The 13,543-nt window shown below is 70.6% G+C and carries 15 protein-coding genes and 1 riboswitch; of the genes, 6 read left to right on the forward strand and 9 right to left on the reverse strand.

Annotated features, from left to right (window positions below; all coding sequences use genetic code 11):
- Window positions 1–486: 486 nt before the first annotated feature.
- The 4 genes from IEY82_RS37715 to IEY82_RS37730 all read right to left on the reverse strand — a co-directional run bounded on the left by IEY82_RS37715 (window position 487) and on the right by IEY82_RS37730 (window position 3,250).
- Window positions 487–687 (reverse strand): cold-shock protein, encoded by a 201-nt coding sequence (locus tag IEY82_RS37715; RefSeq protein WP_173525743.1) that lies wholly within the window; start codon window positions 685–687, stop codon window positions 487–489.
- A gap of 241 nt (window positions 688–928) precedes the next feature.
- On the reverse strand, window positions 929–1,204 hold the full coding sequence (locus IEY82_RS37720) for a MoaD/ThiS family protein (RefSeq protein ID WP_173525744.1): 276 nt from the start codon (window positions 1,202–1,204) through the stop codon (window positions 929–931).
- Between the two features lie 24 nt (window positions 1,205–1,228).
- Window positions 1,229–2,461: a threonine synthase gene (thrC, locus tag IEY82_RS37725; protein WP_189129093.1), complete on the reverse strand. Its 1,233-nt coding sequence runs from the start codon at window positions 2,459–2,461 to the stop codon at window positions 1,229–1,231.
- Between the two features lie 13 nt (window positions 2,462–2,474).
- A riboswitch (SAM riboswitch) is annotated at window positions 2,475–2,616 on the reverse strand.
- Window positions 2,617–2,695: 79 nt separating this feature from the next.
- Window positions 2,696–3,250 carry an RNA polymerase sigma factor gene (locus tag IEY82_RS37730; protein ID WP_189129094.1) on the reverse strand — a complete coding sequence of 185 codons (555 nt, stop codon included), beginning with the start codon at window positions 3,248–3,250 and terminating at the stop codon, window positions 2,696–2,698.
- A 31-nt stretch (window positions 3,251–3,281) separates the two neighbouring features.
- Between IEY82_RS37730 and IEY82_RS37735 the strand changes: the two genes are divergently transcribed.
- Window positions 3,282–4,718 carry an alpha,alpha-trehalose-phosphate synthase (UDP-forming) gene (locus IEY82_RS37735; protein ID WP_189129095.1) on the forward strand — a complete coding sequence of 479 codons (1,437 nt, stop codon included), beginning with the start codon at window positions 3,282–3,284 and terminating at the stop codon, window positions 4,716–4,718.
- A 31-nt stretch (window positions 4,719–4,749) separates the two neighbouring features.
- The gene (locus tag IEY82_RS37740; RefSeq protein ID WP_189129096.1) at window positions 4,750–5,913 is read left to right on the forward strand and encodes an MFS transporter; all 1,164 of its coding nucleotides are present in this window, start codon (window positions 4,750–4,752) and stop codon (window positions 5,911–5,913) included.
- Here the strand turns inward: IEY82_RS37740 and IEY82_RS37745 are convergent.
- Genes IEY82_RS37745 through IEY82_RS37755 form a run of 3 tightly spaced genes read right to left on the reverse strand, consistent with a single transcriptional unit; the run spans window position 5,891 to window position 7,635 of the window.
- Window positions 5,891–6,487, reverse strand: coding sequence for a hypothetical protein (locus IEY82_RS37745; protein ID WP_189129097.1), 597 nt, complete (start codon window positions 6,485–6,487; stop codon window positions 5,891–5,893). The genes IEY82_RS37740 and IEY82_RS37745 overlap by 23 nt on opposite strands.
- Window positions 6,488–6,521: 34 nt before the next feature.
- Window positions 6,522–7,310, reverse strand: a complete 789-nt coding sequence (gene otsB, locus IEY82_RS37750; RefSeq protein WP_372459763.1) for a trehalose-phosphatase — start codon at window positions 7,308–7,310, stop codon at window positions 6,522–6,524.
- 22 nt (window positions 7,311–7,332) lie between these two features.
- Window positions 7,333–7,635: a DUF3263 domain-containing protein gene (locus IEY82_RS37755; RefSeq protein WP_189129098.1), complete on the reverse strand. Its 303-nt coding sequence runs from the start codon at window positions 7,633–7,635 to the stop codon at window positions 7,333–7,335.
- 117 nt (window positions 7,636–7,752) lie between these two features.
- Between IEY82_RS37755 and IEY82_RS37760 the strand changes: the two genes are divergently transcribed.
- From IEY82_RS37760 to IEY82_RS37775, 4 genes are all read left to right on the forward strand, one after another.
- Window positions 7,753–8,559: an SAM hydrolase/SAM-dependent halogenase family protein gene (locus tag IEY82_RS37760; RefSeq protein WP_225264365.1), complete on the forward strand. Its 807-nt coding sequence runs from the start codon at window positions 7,753–7,755 to the stop codon at window positions 8,557–8,559.
- Between the two features lie 125 nt (window positions 8,560–8,684).
- Window positions 8,685–9,836 carry a S8 family serine peptidase gene (locus IEY82_RS37765; protein ID WP_225264363.1) on the forward strand — a complete coding sequence of 384 codons (1,152 nt, stop codon included), beginning with the start codon at window positions 8,685–8,687 and terminating at the stop codon, window positions 9,834–9,836.
- Window positions 9,837–9,862: 26 nt separating this feature from the next.
- Window positions 9,863–10,267, forward strand: coding sequence for a Zn-ribbon domain-containing OB-fold protein (locus IEY82_RS37770; protein WP_189129100.1), 405 nt, complete (start codon window positions 9,863–9,865; stop codon window positions 10,265–10,267).
- Entirely contained in the window at window positions 10,264–11,448 is a 1,185-nt protein-coding gene (locus IEY82_RS37775) for a lipid-transfer protein (protein ID WP_189129101.1), read from the forward strand. Before IEY82_RS37770 ends, IEY82_RS37775 begins: the two co-directional genes overlap by 4 nt.
- Window positions 11,449–11,498: 50 nt before the next feature.
- Here IEY82_RS37775 and IEY82_RS37780 read toward each other — a convergent pair whose 3' ends face one another.
- Window positions 11,499–12,515 (reverse strand): ABC transporter ATP-binding protein, encoded by a 1,017-nt coding sequence (locus IEY82_RS37780; RefSeq protein WP_189129102.1) that lies wholly within the window; start codon window positions 12,513–12,515, stop codon window positions 11,499–11,501.
- Entirely contained in the window at window positions 12,499–13,536 is a 1,038-nt protein-coding gene (locus tag IEY82_RS37785) for an ABC transporter ATP-binding protein (RefSeq protein ID WP_189129103.1), read from the reverse strand. The genes IEY82_RS37780 and IEY82_RS37785 overlap by 17 nt, the downstream gene beginning before the upstream one ends.
- Window positions 13,537–13,543: the final 7 nt, after the last annotated feature.

The raw sequence follows: 13,543 nt of genomic DNA on the forward strand, positions 1-13,543 counted from the left end.
GTGATCGTGGGAGCGCCCCACTTCTTCTCCAGCACGACGTTGCGGCCCTTGGGCCCCAGGGTCACCTTGACGGCGTCGGCGAGCTGGTTCATACCGCGCTCGAGACCGCGCCGGGCGTCCTCGTCAAACGCGATCATCTTGGCTGCCATAAGGCTAGACCTCCCAGATACAGGGTGGCTTGCGGTGGACCGAGCCGACGCCCGCGACGGCAACGTGCGCAGGCCCACATCAGCGGGCTGCGCACCAGGGCCCACATCTCCGTTCGGCAGACCCCGTCGTCCCGATCCAGGTGTTGGCACTCACGAACAGAGAGTGCCAACGATTTTTTAGCACTCTACCCCGTCGAGTGCAAGCTGAAGCCATTGCCGCCCAGGTCAGTCGGTACGGCGGGTCACCTGGACCCGCCGTACCGGTGTCGGCGAAATGCGGGTGGCGGGTTCGCGCGGACTGCGCTGCCGTGCGAACCGCCGTGCACCGGCCAGCCGGTCAGACCGCGCGGACAGCCTCCGCCTGCGGCCCCTTCTGACCCTGCGTGATCTCGAACTCGACCCGCTGGCCCTGTTCGAGAGAGCGATAGCCGTCCATCATGATGGCTGAGTAATGGACGAATACATCCTTACCACCGTCTACCGCGATGAAGCCGTAGCCCTTGTCCGCGTTGAACCATTTGACGGTGCCCTGCGCCACTTCCGACTCCTCTTACTGGGCTCACGGATCTCGCCCATTCGTCCGCGAGACCCGCAATCGCCATGACTATGGGGAAAACAGCCAGACGATCGCCCTCGACCATACCTGTGGGAGAGCGTTTAGCAACAGAGTCAAAGCACCAAACTACGCATTTCAGCACGAGTCAAAGTGGTTCAACATTGAATTGCCCAGAAAAGAAGAAGGCGCCCGCAACGGAGCGCCTTCCGAACGTCACGGGCGGTCAACCGCCTGCTACGGCCGGGATGATGGAGATCTGTACGCCTTCGGGCGCCACGGTGTCGAGCCCCTCGGCGAAACGGACATCCTCTTCCCCAACGTAAACGTTGACGAAACGACGGATCTTGCCCGATTCATCGAGAATGCGGGCACCGATCCCCGGATAGTCGGAGTCGAGCTTGGCGAGGACGTCACGAAGAGTCGCCCCTTCGCCACTCACTTCCGCGCTTCCCCCGGTGTAGGTGCGCAGAATGGTGGGAATTCGCACAGAAACACTCATGGTTTACCTGGCCTTTCCTGATTGTCAGACAGTCGCGCGGAACGCGTCGAGAGAGGGCCGGATGACGGCCGTGGGCGCGGCGCCGTCGGCGATCGCGTCGAGCGTCTTCAGCCCGTCGCCGGTGTTGAGCACCACGGTCTCGGCGTCCGGGTCGAGCTGCCCGGTCTCGACGAGCTTCTTCAGCACGCCCACGGTGACTCCCCCGGCCGTCTCGGCGAACACGCCCTCGGTCGAGGCCAGCAGCCTGATCGCCGCGACGATCTCGGCGTCGGTGACGTCCTCCACGGCGCCGCCCGTGCGGCGGGCGATGTCGAGCACGTAGGGGCCGTCGGCGGGGTTGCCGATGGCCAGCGACTTGGCGATGGTGTCGGGCCTGACCGGCTGCACCACGTCATGCCCGGCCTTGTACGCGCCGGACACGGGCGAGCAGCCGAGCGCCTGGGCGCCGTAGATCTTGTACGGCGTGTCCTCGACCAGCCCGAGCGCGACCAGCTCCTTGAAGCCCTTGTCGATCTTCGTGAGCTGGGAGCCGGAGGCCACCGGGATGACGATCTGCTCGGGCAGCCGCCAGCCGAGCTGCTCGGCGATCTCGTACGCGAGCGTCTTGGAGCCCTCGGCGTAGTAGGGCCGCAGGTTGACGTTGACGAAGCCCCACTTGTCGCCCATCGGGTCGCCGATCAGCTCCGAGCAGAACCGGTTGACCTCGTCGTAGCTGCCCTCGATGCCGATCAGCCTGCCACCGAACACCCGGGCCATGGCGATCTTGGCCGCCTCCAGGCCCGCGGGGATGAACACGCAGGCGTCGAGCCCGGCCCTGGCCGCGGCCGCCGTGACCGCGCCGGCCAGGTTGCCCGTGGAGGAGCAGGACAGCGTGTGGAAGCCGAAGTTGCGCGCCGCCTCGACGGCGATGGCGACCACCCGGTCCTTGAAGGAGTGGGTGGGGTTGGCCGAGTCGTCCTTGACGTACAGGGACTTGACGCCGAGCTTGCGCCCGAGGTTGCCTGCCTTGACCAGAGGGGTCCAGCCGGGGTTCATGTTGGGCTTGTCGGCGACGTCCTCGGGGACGGGGAGCAGCGAGCGGTAGCGCCAGATGTTGGCGGGCCCGGCCTCGATGTCGGCCCGGGAGACGGCGCCGAAGGAGTAGGCCGCTTCGAGCGGCCCGAAACACTCCAGACAGGCGAAGCTCGGGCCGAGGGGATAGCGGGCCCCGCACTCGCGGCAGGACAGACCGGTGGCGGGACCAAAGTCGAGCGACATGAAGCGAGGCCTTCCCTCATCTTCGCCCGCGGCCACCCTGACCGCGGACCGGAATTGGCACCCTGTCCCGGTCGGCCTCGCCAGGTCGCGAGTCGAAAGCCGGGAGGGTTGCCGGGGCTTCGCAGGGCCGGTCCCTCCACCCCTCTGGATGAGCAATATGCAGTTGTTGTAAGGGACTCTACCTGGCCAGGCGGCCGGGCTGACCCCATGTCTCAACAAGTGAGACGGGCGGTCTCACCTGTAGTCGTCACCCAGCGCCGCCTGGACGTACTTGCGGGCCTGGTGGATGCGGGACTTGGCGGTGCCGAGCGGGATGCCCAGGTGCTCGGCCACCTCGTTGTAGTCGAGCTGGACGATGTCGCGCAGCACCAGCGCCTGGGCCAGGTCGGGCTTGTCGGCCTCCAGCGCCTCCATCGCGTCGAGCAGGTCGAGCCGCGACCCGGCGATGACGCTGACCCGGCGCACGTCGGGCTTCTGCATGGGCAACTCGTCGGAGCTCTGCTCGGCCGCCCTGCGCTTGAGCGACCGGTAGGTCGTGCGCGCGCAGTTGGCGGTCACGATGTGCAGCCACGTGCTGAACCTCGCGCGCCCCTCGAAGCGCCCGATGTTGCGGGCCACGGCGAGCAGGGTGTCCTGCGACGCCTCCTCGGCGTCCTGGCGGTAGGGCAGGATCCGGGAGCAGTGGCGCATCACATCGGGCTCGATCCGGCGCAGCAGCTCGCCGAGTGCGCGATGATCTCCGCCAGCGGCGGAGCGGGCCAGGTCCTCGGTTAGCTCATCAAGCGCCATAGCTGGGATCCTATGGTCGGAGGAGGCGTACATGAACAGTGTCTTGGTTGCCTCGAACAGAGGTCCCGTCTCGTTCACCGTCTCCGAGGACGGCGTTCTGACCATGAAACGTGGCGGTGGCGGCCTGGTGTCCGGGCTGTCCGGGGTGACAAAGAACGTCGGGGTTCTGTGGGTGTGCGCCGCCTTGTCCGACGGCGACCGGAGCGCCGTCCGGCAGACCCCGGGCGGGCGGCTCGACCAGGCCGGCTACGACACGGGCGCGCTGAGGATGCTCGACATCCCGCCCGCCACGTTCCACCGCGCCTACAACGCCGTGGCCAACTCCACCCTCTGGTTCGTCAACCACCTGCTCTACGACATCCCCAACTCCCCCCGGTTCGGCACCAGGTTCCAGCGCGAGTGGGAGTCCTACCGCGACTACAACGGCGCGTTCGCGCTGGCCCTGGCCGAGGAGGCCGGGCACGAGGCCCGCGTGATGGTGCAGGACTACCACCTGACCCTGACCCCGGCGATGCTCCGCGCCGAGCGCCCCGACCTGCGCATCGCCCATTTCAGCCACACCCCCTGGGCGCCGCCCGAGTACTTCTCGCTGCTGCCCGACGAGGTGGCCCGCGAGGTCCTGGAGGGCATCCTGGGCGCCGACCACGCGGGGTTCCTGACCGAGCGCTGGGCAGGCGCGTTCATGGACTGCTGCCGGTTCCTGCTGGGCGCGGAGATCGACCGGGCCGGCCGGACGATCACCCACGAGGGCCGCACGACCCGCATCGGCGTCCACCCCCTGGGCGTCGACGGCGCCGCGCTGCGCGACCGGGCCGGCGAGCCCGACGTCGAGTCGCACATGACGGCGCTGCGCGAGCAGGTCGGCGACCGCCGGCTGATCGTCCGCATCGACCGCACCGAGCTGTCCAAGAACATCGTGCGCGGCCTGCTCGCCTACCGTGAGTTCCTGGCCGCGCATCCCGAGTGGCACGGCCGGGTGGTGCACCTGGCGTTCGCCTACCCGAGCAGGCACGATCTGCCCGAATATCGCGAATACACCGCGTCGGTGCAGCGTTGCGCCCAGGAGATCGAGGACGAGTACGCCACCGAGGACTGGGACCCGCTCATCCTCAACGTCGACGACGACTACCCGCGCTCGCTGGCCGCCTACCGGATGGCCGACGTGCTGCTGGTCAACCCGATCCGCGACGGCATGAACCTGGTGGCCAAGGAGGGCCCGATCCTGTCCCCGACGGCCGCGCTGGTGCTGTCCCGCGAGGCGGGCGCGGCGGCCGAGCTGGGCGACGACGCGCTGCTGGTCAACCCCTACGACGTCAGCGGCACGGCCGCGGCGCTGCACGAGGCGCTGGTCATGCCGGTGGAGGAACGCGAGCGGCGCCGCGACAGGCTGGCGGCCGCCGCCACCGCGCTGCCCCCGCAGCAGTGGCTGGCGGCCCAGCTCGACGCCCTGAACTACGATTTGCGGTAAATCACCCCCTTTCTCGACAGGAGCCGGCCGGATGCCGACCGCCGAAGTCCGGCTCACCCGCGACGCCCCCACCTGGCTGATCTACCTCCAGCTCGGCACGTTCGCGACCTTCCTGTACGGCCTGAGCGCCGCCCTGCCACTGCTGCGCCAGGACCAGCAGTTGTCCAACGCCGTCGCCGGCCTGCACGGCACCGCCCTGGCCGCGGGCACCATCCTGGCCGGGCTCGCGCTGCCCGCCCTCTGCCGCAGGTACGGCAGGCGAGCCGTCACCTGGGGCGGCCTGGCCGGCATGAACGCGGGCGTCGTCCTCGTCATGCTCGTCCCCGTCCTGCCCGCCACCCTGCTCGGCTACGGCCTGGCCGGGGCGTTCGGCTCGGCCGCGCTCTACGCCTCGATGGCGGCGCTGAGCGACCACCACGGCCCCGCCGGGCCGGCCGCGATCAGCGAGGCCAACGGGGTGGCCGTGGCGTTCGGCATCGCGATGTCGTTCCTGCTCAGCGTGGTGGCGGGGACGGTGCTCGGCTGGCGGGCCACGCTGCTGCTCACCCCGCTGCTGACCGTGGCGCTGGCGCTGTCCATGGGCCGGATCTGGATCCCCGCCGAACACCGGCCCGGAGCCGCCTCGGCCGCCGCCTCCGGCCGCCCACGCCCCGGGTGGCGCTTCCACCTGGCGGGCGGCGTGCTGTTCTGCTGCGTGGCGCTGGAGTTCTGCTTCAACCTGTGGGCCGCCGCCCTGTTCGCGGGCAACACCGGGCTGAGCGTGGCGGCGGCGGCCACCGGCCTGACGGCGTTCACCGCGGGCATGGCGGTGGGCCGCTTCACCGGCGGCCGGCTGGCCCTGCGGCTGCCGCCCGACCGGTTGTTCGTCGGCGCGCTGCTGCTGGCCGGAGCGGGCTGGCTGATCTTCTGGCTGAGCTCGTCGCCGCTGCTCGGCTATGCCGGGCTGGCCATCACCGGGCTCGGAGTCGCGCTGCACTTCCCGCTGGGCCTGGCCGCGCTGATCACCCACTCCGGCGGGCGTTCCGACCTGGCCTCGGCCGTCGCGCCCGTCTGCTCCGGGGCCGCGGTGGCCGTCGGCCCGCTGGCGCTCGGCGCGCTGGCCGACGGCTTCGGCACCCGTTACGCGTTCCTGCTGGTGCCGGTGTTCATCGGGCTGGCCATCGGCGGCGTGATCACCGCCAGACCGCGCGCTTGAGCACGCCCGGCAGGCCCGGGGTGTTCCACCGGTCGACGATGAGGATCCTGCTCTGCGGCAGGTACCACTCGCGCTGGACGTACCTCGACTTCACCGTGCCGTTGGAGTACGAGACGCATTTCGCCTTCCACTCGCGGTAGTGCGCCTTGTGGCCGGGGCCGACCTGGCGCAGGCCCTTCGCAGCCGCGCCGCCGAGCACCTGCCCCCACCTGTGGTTGTGCGGGCAGGCCTGGACGTCGGTCGCCGGGTAGAAGGGCCGCTTGGCGGTGTAGGGCTTGAACACCTCATTGCCGATCTTGATGGCATCGGGGCCGAGGATGGAGAAACTGTCGCATTCGGAATGCCCGTATCCGCCTCGGGGATTGGCGCAGGCCCCGGTGACGACCTGGATCCAGTCGCCCCTGCCGTACACCTTCCAGCCGGGCGGGAGGTTGAGCGTGAGGCCGTTGCGCAGTTGCAGCGGCCGGGCGGCGGAGGCGCCGGCGGTGGCGGGGGTGCCGGCGGAGGCGGCGGTGGGCGCCACGAGAACGGCCGCCGCGGCCAGAGCCGCGGCGGCGAGGGTGGTCTTCGTCATGCCGCGACCGTAGTGCGGGCCACTTGCAACCGGATCAAGAACGACTGACGACCGCGGCCAGCTCCCCGAGTAGAGCCACGACCCCGTCGGGACCGTCGACCACGACATCGGCCCGGTCGGCCAGCGCGGTCACCTCGGCGGAGCCGCTGCACACGGTCACGCCCGGCAGCCCCGACGCCTTGACCGCGTCGAAGGCGGCCAGGTCGCCGAGGTCGTCGCCGACGAACATGACGGATCGGGCGTCCCGTTCGGCCAGGAACAGGCTGAGCGCGTGCCCCTTGTCCATGCCCGAGGGCCTGAGCTCCAGCACGAACCGGCCGGGCTCGACGACCAGCCCGTGTTTCTCGGCCAGCTTGGTCAGCGGCTCGCGCAGCGCGGCCAGCAGCGTCTCGGGGTCGGGGGCGCGCCTGGTGTGCACGGCCACGGCCCGGCCCTTGTCCTCGATCAGCGCGCCGGACGCGCCGAGCGAGTCGAGCAGCAGCGGCAGCTCGGCCTTGACGTGGGGCACCCCGGGCGGGGGCGGCGGCGCGGAGATCCTGCCGGCCTCCCACCGCTCGAACCCGTAGTGGCCCAGCACGACCAGCCCCGGCACGTCGGTCAGCCCGGGCCCGAGCTCCAGCACGGTGGCCGCGGGCCGCCCGGTCAGGATGGCCACCGCTCCCACGTGCGCGCCCAGCGTGGTCAGGACGCGGGGCGCCTCGGGATGGATGCCGGCGGACGCGGGATCGGACACGATCGGCGACAGCGTGCCGTCGAAGTCGAGCCCGATCACGGCGCCGGCCGGGTCGGTCAGGATCGCTTGGATTCCAGGGATGTTCCTCACGCGGCTGGGGGTACCCAGCCGATCAGGGACGCATGCCGAGACGACGGGCGGCTCGGTCGCGCTGGCGGGTGGCGCGCAGCCTGCGTAGCCGCTTGACCAGCATCGGATCCCGTTCCAGGGCCTCCGGCTTGTCGATCAATTCGCCCAGCAACTGGTAGTAGCGGGTGGCGGAGAACCCGAAGGTCTCCTTGATGGCCTGCTCCTTCGCGCCCGCATGACGCCACCACTGGCGTTCGAAGGCGAGGAGCTCGAGATCGCGTTCGGTGAGGGGGTGATGCGACGGGTCGTGGGCAGCACTGTCACCGCCGGCCGGTGCAGTGTCCATGGTTCCTCCTCGGAAGGATGCGCGCGACGATCACATCGCACGCATGCGGCCCGTCGCCATCGTAATGTGCCGAGTCCGGCTGTTCATGGTGGATCGCGAGACGTACAGTCACCAAGTGTGACCTCTGTCATCACACTTCTCACCGACTACGGGATCGAAGACGGCTACGTCGCCGCATGTCATGGCGTGATCGCGGGCATCGCTCCCGACGTCCGGGTGATCGACGTGTGCCACGTCGTCCCCTCGGGTGACGTACGCCGAGGCGCCGCGATCCTGGCCCAGACGATCCCCTACCTTCCCAAGGGCGTGCACATCGGCGCGGTCGACCCGGGGGCGGGCGGGGCCAGGCGGGCGATCGCCGTCGAGGCGGGCGGCCGGGTGTTCATCGGCCCCGACAACGGGCTGCTGTCGTGGGCGGTCCACGCGAGCGGCGGGGCGCGGGCGGCGTACGAGATCAGCAACGAGGAGCATTTCCTGAGACCCGTCTCGCCGACCTTCCATGGGCGCGACGTCTACTCTCCGGTGGCGGGGCGGCTGTGCGCCGGGCTCACGCCGGCCGATCTCGGCCCCGAGCTGCCCGCGTCGAGGCTGGTCTCACTGCCCGAGCCGACCTCGGTGCTGCGCGAGGGGGCGGTCGAGGGCGAAGTGGTCTCGGTCGACCGCTACGGCAACACGCAGCTGTCGATCACCGCCGGCGACCTGGAGAGGCTGGGCGTGCGGGTCGGCGACCTGCTCGGCGTACGGCTGGGGCGCCGGCAGCTGTCGATGCCCTACCGCGAGACGTTCGCGGCGGTGCCGCCGGGCGAGCTGGTGGCGTTCGCCGACTCGGCGGGGCTGATCGCGTTCGCGGTCAACTCGGGTGACGCGGCGCAGCGCCTCGGCCTGCCGCCTGGCGCACATGTCCGTCTTGCACCCTCAGACTGACAGGAAAAGCATCAAAGGGTAATTACACCGCGTATCGGTCTGTTTACCGAAGCTTCGGATTGACGCGGCGGGCACGTGTCAGAATCTCCCGATCGGGCGTGCCCCTCCTGTCCCCGAGGTCCCACGTGTCCCAACTGTCCCGTGCCGTGCCGGCCGTGCTGGTCACGGCCTGTCTGGCCACCCTGCTGGTGATCGGCGCGGCACCGAGCGCGGGTGACGATCTCGTCACCACCGACCGCTGGCAGCTGTCCGTGCTGCGGCTGCGTCAGGCCTGGCCGCTGAGCAAGGGCCAGGGTGTGCTGGTCGCCGTGCTCGACACCGGCGTCGACGGCCGCCACCCCGACCTCGCCGGCGCCGTGGTCCACGGCCCCGACCTGACCGGCACGGGCCGCCGCCAGAGCCGGCGCGGACACCACGGCACCGCCATGGCCGCCCTCATCGCGGGCCGCGGCCACGGCGAGGGGCACGGGGTGATCGGCGTCGCGCCCGCGGCGCGGGTGCTGTCGATCCGGGTCACGCTGGAGGTCGGCGACCCGCTCCGCGCAAGGGGGCGTTCAGCCGGTCACGACGCGCTGGCCCGCGGCATCCGCTACGCGGCCGACCACGGCGCCGACGTGATCAGCATGTCCCTGGGCGGGGGCGGCGGTTCCTGGCGGGGGTCGGCGGCCGAGCAGCGAGCGGTGCGCTACGCGATCAGCCGGGGAGCCGTGCTCGTCGCCTCCGCGGGCAACGACGGCGCCACGGCCAACCGGAAGAACTTCCCCGCCGCCTACCCAGGAGTGATCGCGGTGGGCGCGGTCGACAGGCGGCTCAGGGTGACCCGGTTCTCCAACCGCCAGGGCTACCTCAGTGTCGTCGCCCCTGGCACCGGCATCGTCAGCGCCGACGGCCGCGACTCCTACCGGGCCGGCGACGGCACCAGCTCGGCCGCGGCCATGGTGGCCGGCATCGCCGCGCTGATCAGGGCGGCGCACCCCGACCTGCCGCCGCATCTCGTCCGCCGGGCGATCGAGCTGGGCACCACCCGGCGGCCCGCCACCGGCCACGACTCCTCCTACGGGCACGGCGTGGCCAACGCGCTGCTCGCGCTGCGCAGGGCGGACCTGCTGGCCGGCACGCCCACGGCGCCGGCCCGGCCCGCCACCCGCCCGGCCGGACGCACGGCCGGGTCGCCGCCGTCCAGGACTCCGGTGGTCCTCGGCCTGGTGCTGCTGTCGGCGGGAATGTCGGCACGGCTGATCGTCCGGCAGGGCCGGCGCGGAAGGCGTTCTGCCTAGCAAGCGCTTGTGTGATACTCGTGCGTATGACGCTGGCGATCGACGGCTGGTTCACCATCGACGACAACGGCGCCTGCCTGATCGGCACCAGGTGCGCCGCCTGCGGCACGGTCGCGTTCCCGCCCCGCCACGGGTTCTGCCCCAGTCCGCGCTGCGAGAGCGAGTCCATGGCGGAGACCAGGCTGTCGAGGAGGGGGCGGATCTGGTCCTACACCAACGCCTGCTATCCGCCTCCCGCGCCGTTCGTGGCGGCGGAGCCGTACCTGCCGGTCACACTGGCCGCGGTCGAGCTGGCCGAGGAGGGAATCGTGGTGCTCGGGCAGGTCAAGGACCTCACGGTCGACGACCTCCAGGTGGGCATGGAGGTCGAGCTGACCCACGGGGCGCTGGCCGACGGCCCGCTGGTGTGGATGTGGGGGCGGGTCTCGTGAGCGTGGTCGTGCTGGGCGCCGGCATGCACCCCTGGGGGAAGTGGGGCCGGCCGTTCGCCGAATACGGCGTCGCCGCGGCCCGTGAGGCGCTCGCCGACGCCGGGATCGCCTGGAGCGACGTCCAGTTCCTGGTCGGCGCCGACACGATCAGGAACGGCTACCCGGGCTTCGTGGCGGGAGCCACCTACGCGCGGGCGCTCGGCTGGTCGGGCGCCCGGATCGCGTCCTGCTACGCGGCCTGCGCGTCCGGAGCGCAGGCCATCGACATCGCGCGGACCCGGATACTGGCCGGGCTGTGCGACGTCGCGCTGGTGGTGGGCGCCGACTCCACACCCAAGGGCTTCTTCAAGCCGGTCGGTGGTGACCGGCCGGACGATCCGGACTGGCTCCGGTTCCGGCTGCTCGGCGCCACAAATCCTGGATATTTCGGCCTTTATGCGCGCAGGCGGATGGCCCTGTACGGTTCGACCGCCGACGACTTCGCCGCCGTGAAGGTCAAGAACTCGCTGGCCGGCTCGCTGAACCCGATGGCCCGCTACCGCAAACCCGTCTCCGCCGAGGAGGTGCTTGCCTCCCCGATGGTGGCCGACCCGCTGCGCCTCATGGACATCTGCGCGACCTCCGACGGCGGCGCCGCGCTGGTGCTGGCCTCGGGCGCCTACGCCGACCGGCTCGGCGTCACCCATCCGGTACGCCTGGCCGCCGTGTCGACCGTCACCCCCACGTTCCCCAACACGGTGCTGGAGCTGCCCGAGTTCGCGACCGACTCCCGCGCCGCCGTGCCCCCGCCCGACAGGCCGTTCCGGGCCGCCATCGCGCACGCCGCGTACGAGGAGGCGGGCCTCGGCCCCCAGGACCTGTCGCTCGCCGAGGTCTACGACCTGTCCACGGCGCTCGAACTGGACTGGGTCGAGGACATCGGGCTCTGCCCGCCGGGCGAGGCGGACAAGCTGCTGCGCGCGGGCGACACCGCGCTGGGCGGGCGCGTGCCGGTGAACCCGTCCGGCGGGCTGGCCTCGTTCGGTGAGGCCATTCCCGCCCAGGCCATCGCCCAGGTGTGCGAGCTGACCCGCCAGTTGCGCGGCCAGGCCGGCGCCCGGCAGGTCGCGGACGCGAGGGCCGGGCTGGCCGTCAACCAGGGCCTGTTCGGCCACGGCTCAGCCGTCATCGCCACCCGCTGAACGCGCGCAGGCCCCTCGCGATGATCGCAGGGGGCCTGCCGGGTCACTCGCTAGCCGACGTGGACCACGTCGTGCGTCTCGGCGAAGTGGCACGCGCTCTCGTGCTGCGTGCCGGTCCTGATCTGCAGCAACGGCTCCTCCGTGGCGCAGATCTCCTGTGCCTTCCAGCAGCGGGTGCGGAAACGGCAGCCCGACGGCGGATTGGCCGGCGAGGGCGGGTCGCCCTGCAGGATGATCCGCTCGCGCTGCTCGCGGCCCTCGGGGTCGGGGACCGGCACGGCCGACAGCAGCGCCTGGGTGTACGGGTGAGCGGGCTTGTCGTAGATCTCGATGTCCTTGCCGAGCTCCACCACCTTGCCCAGGTACATCACCGCGACCCGGTCGGAGATGTGGCGCACCACCGACAGGTCGTGGGCGATGAAGATGTACGCCAGGTTGAACTCGTTCTGCAGCCGCTCCAGCAGGTTGATGACCTGCGCCTGGATCGACACGTCGAGCGCGGAGACCGGCTCGTCGCAGACGATGATCTCCGGCTGCAGCGCCAGGCCCCGGGCGATGCCGATGCGCTGGCGCTGACCGCCGGAGAACTGGTGCGGGTAGCGGTTGATGTGGTCGGGGTTGAGGCCCACGACCTCCAGCAGCTCCTGCACCTTGCGCAGGCGGTCACCCTTGGGAGCGACCTCCGTGTGGATGTCGTACGGCTCGCCCACGATGTCGCCGACGGTCATCCGGGGGTTCAGCGAGGTGTAGGGGTCCTGCATCACCATCTGGATGTTGCGGCGCATCCGCTTGAGCTCGCCGCCCTTGGCCTTGGCGATGTCACGACCGTTGATCATGACCGAGCCGGACGTCGGACGTTCCAGTGCCATGAGCACCTTGGCCAGCGTGGACTTGCCACAGCCCGACTCGCCCACGATGCCCAGCGTCTCACCTCTGTCGAGGTCGAACGAGACGCCGTCCACCGCCTTGATCGCGCCGATCTGGCGCTTCATCACGATGCCCTGGGTCAGGGGGAAGTGCTTGACCAGATCGCGGACCTCGAGGATGCGCTCACCTGTTGTCGCCATCGAGGACCTCCCTCCAGTAGTGGCAGGCGCTGTTGCGAGTGCCGCTGATCTCGTAGAGCGGGGGGACGTCGGTCACGCAGTTGTCCTGGCGGTAGGGGCACCGCGGATGGAAGGCGCAGCCGGGCGGCATGTCGAGCAGGTTGGGCGGCAGGCCCTTGATCGCGTACAGCTCCTGGCCCTTCAGGTCGACCCGGGGGATCGACTCCAGCAGGCCCTTGGTGTAGGGGTGGGCGGGCGCCTTGTAGATGTCGTGCACGAGCGCGTTCTCCACGATGCGCCCGCCGTACATGACCGCGATCTTGTCGGCGACGTCGGCCACCACGCCGAGGTCGTGCGTGATCAGGATCATGCCCATGTTGCTCTCGCGTTGCAGCTCGGCGAGCAGCTCCATGATCTGGGCCTGCACCGTCACGTCGAGCGCGGTGGTCGGCTCGTCGGCGATCAGCACCTCGGGGTCCAGCGCGATCGCCATGGCGATCATGATGCGCTGGCGCATGCCCCCGGAGAACTGGTGCGGATAGTCGTTGAGGCGCTGTCTGGCGGCCGGGATGCGGACCTTGTCCATCAGCTCGACGGCCTTGGCCATGCCGTCACGCTTGGACATCCCGCGGTGCACCCGGAACATCTCGCTGATCTGCCAGCCCACGGTGAACACCGGGTTGAGCGCGGAGAGCGCGTCCTGGAAGATCATCGCGATCCGCTGGCCACGCACCTGGGTGCGCGCCTCCTCCGACAGCTTGAGCAGGTCGGTGCCGCGGAAGCGAATCTCCCCCTTGGGGATCCGCGCCGGCGGCATGTCGAGAATGCCCATGATCGCCTGAGCGGTCACGGACTTGCCGGACCCCGACTCGCCCAGCACCGCGAGGGTCTCACCGGAGTCGAGCGTGTAGCTCACCCCGTTGACGGCCCGCACGATGCCCGCCCGCGTGCCGAACTCCACATGCAGGTCTTCCAGGGCCAGCAGCGGCTCGTTGCCCAGCCCTCCCTCGGCGGGCAACACGTCCGGTGACGTCTTCCTCATCTGATCC

It is taken from the genome of Nonomuraea cavernae, from assembly GCF_014646355.1.
Taxonomy (GTDB): domain Bacteria; phylum Actinomycetota; class Actinomycetes; order Streptosporangiales; family Streptosporangiaceae; genus Nonomuraea; species Nonomuraea cavernae.

Coding starts and splice junctions, on each gene's coding strand:
- IEY82_RS37720 (WP_173525744.1), bottom strand. CDS start 1,204: ATGAGTGTTTCTGTGCGAATTCCCACCATTCTGCGCACCTACACCGGG.
- IEY82_RS37770 (WP_189129100.1), top strand. CDS start 9,863: ATGACGCTGGCGATCGACGGCTGGTTCACCATCGACGACAACGGCGCC.
- IEY82_RS37730 (WP_189129094.1), bottom strand. CDS start 3,250: ATGGCGCTTGATGAGCTAACCGAGGACCTGGCCCGCTCCGCCGCTGGC.
- thrC (WP_189129093.1), bottom strand. CDS start 2,461: ATGTCGCTCGACTTTGGTCCCGCCACCGGTCTGTCCTGCCGCGAGTGC.
- IEY82_RS37735 (WP_189129095.1), top strand. CDS start 3,282: ATGAACAGTGTCTTGGTTGCCTCGAACAGAGGTCCCGTCTCGTTCACC.
- IEY82_RS37785 (WP_189129103.1), bottom strand. CDS start 13,536: ATGAGGAAGACGTCACCGGACGTGTTGCCCGCCGAGGGAGGGCTGGGC.
- IEY82_RS37745 (WP_189129097.1), bottom strand. CDS start 6,487: ATGACGAAGACCACCCTCGCCGCCGCGGCTCTGGCCGCGGCGGCCGTT.
- IEY82_RS37740 (WP_189129096.1), top strand. CDS start 4,750: ATGCCGACCGCCGAAGTCCGGCTCACCCGCGACGCCCCCACCTGGCTG.
- IEY82_RS37755 (WP_189129098.1), bottom strand. CDS start 7,635: ATGGACACTGCACCGGCCGGCGGTGACAGTGCTGCCCACGACCCGTCG.
- IEY82_RS37780 (WP_189129102.1), bottom strand. CDS start 12,515: ATGGCGACAACAGGTGAGCGCATCCTCGAGGTCCGCGATCTGGTCAAG.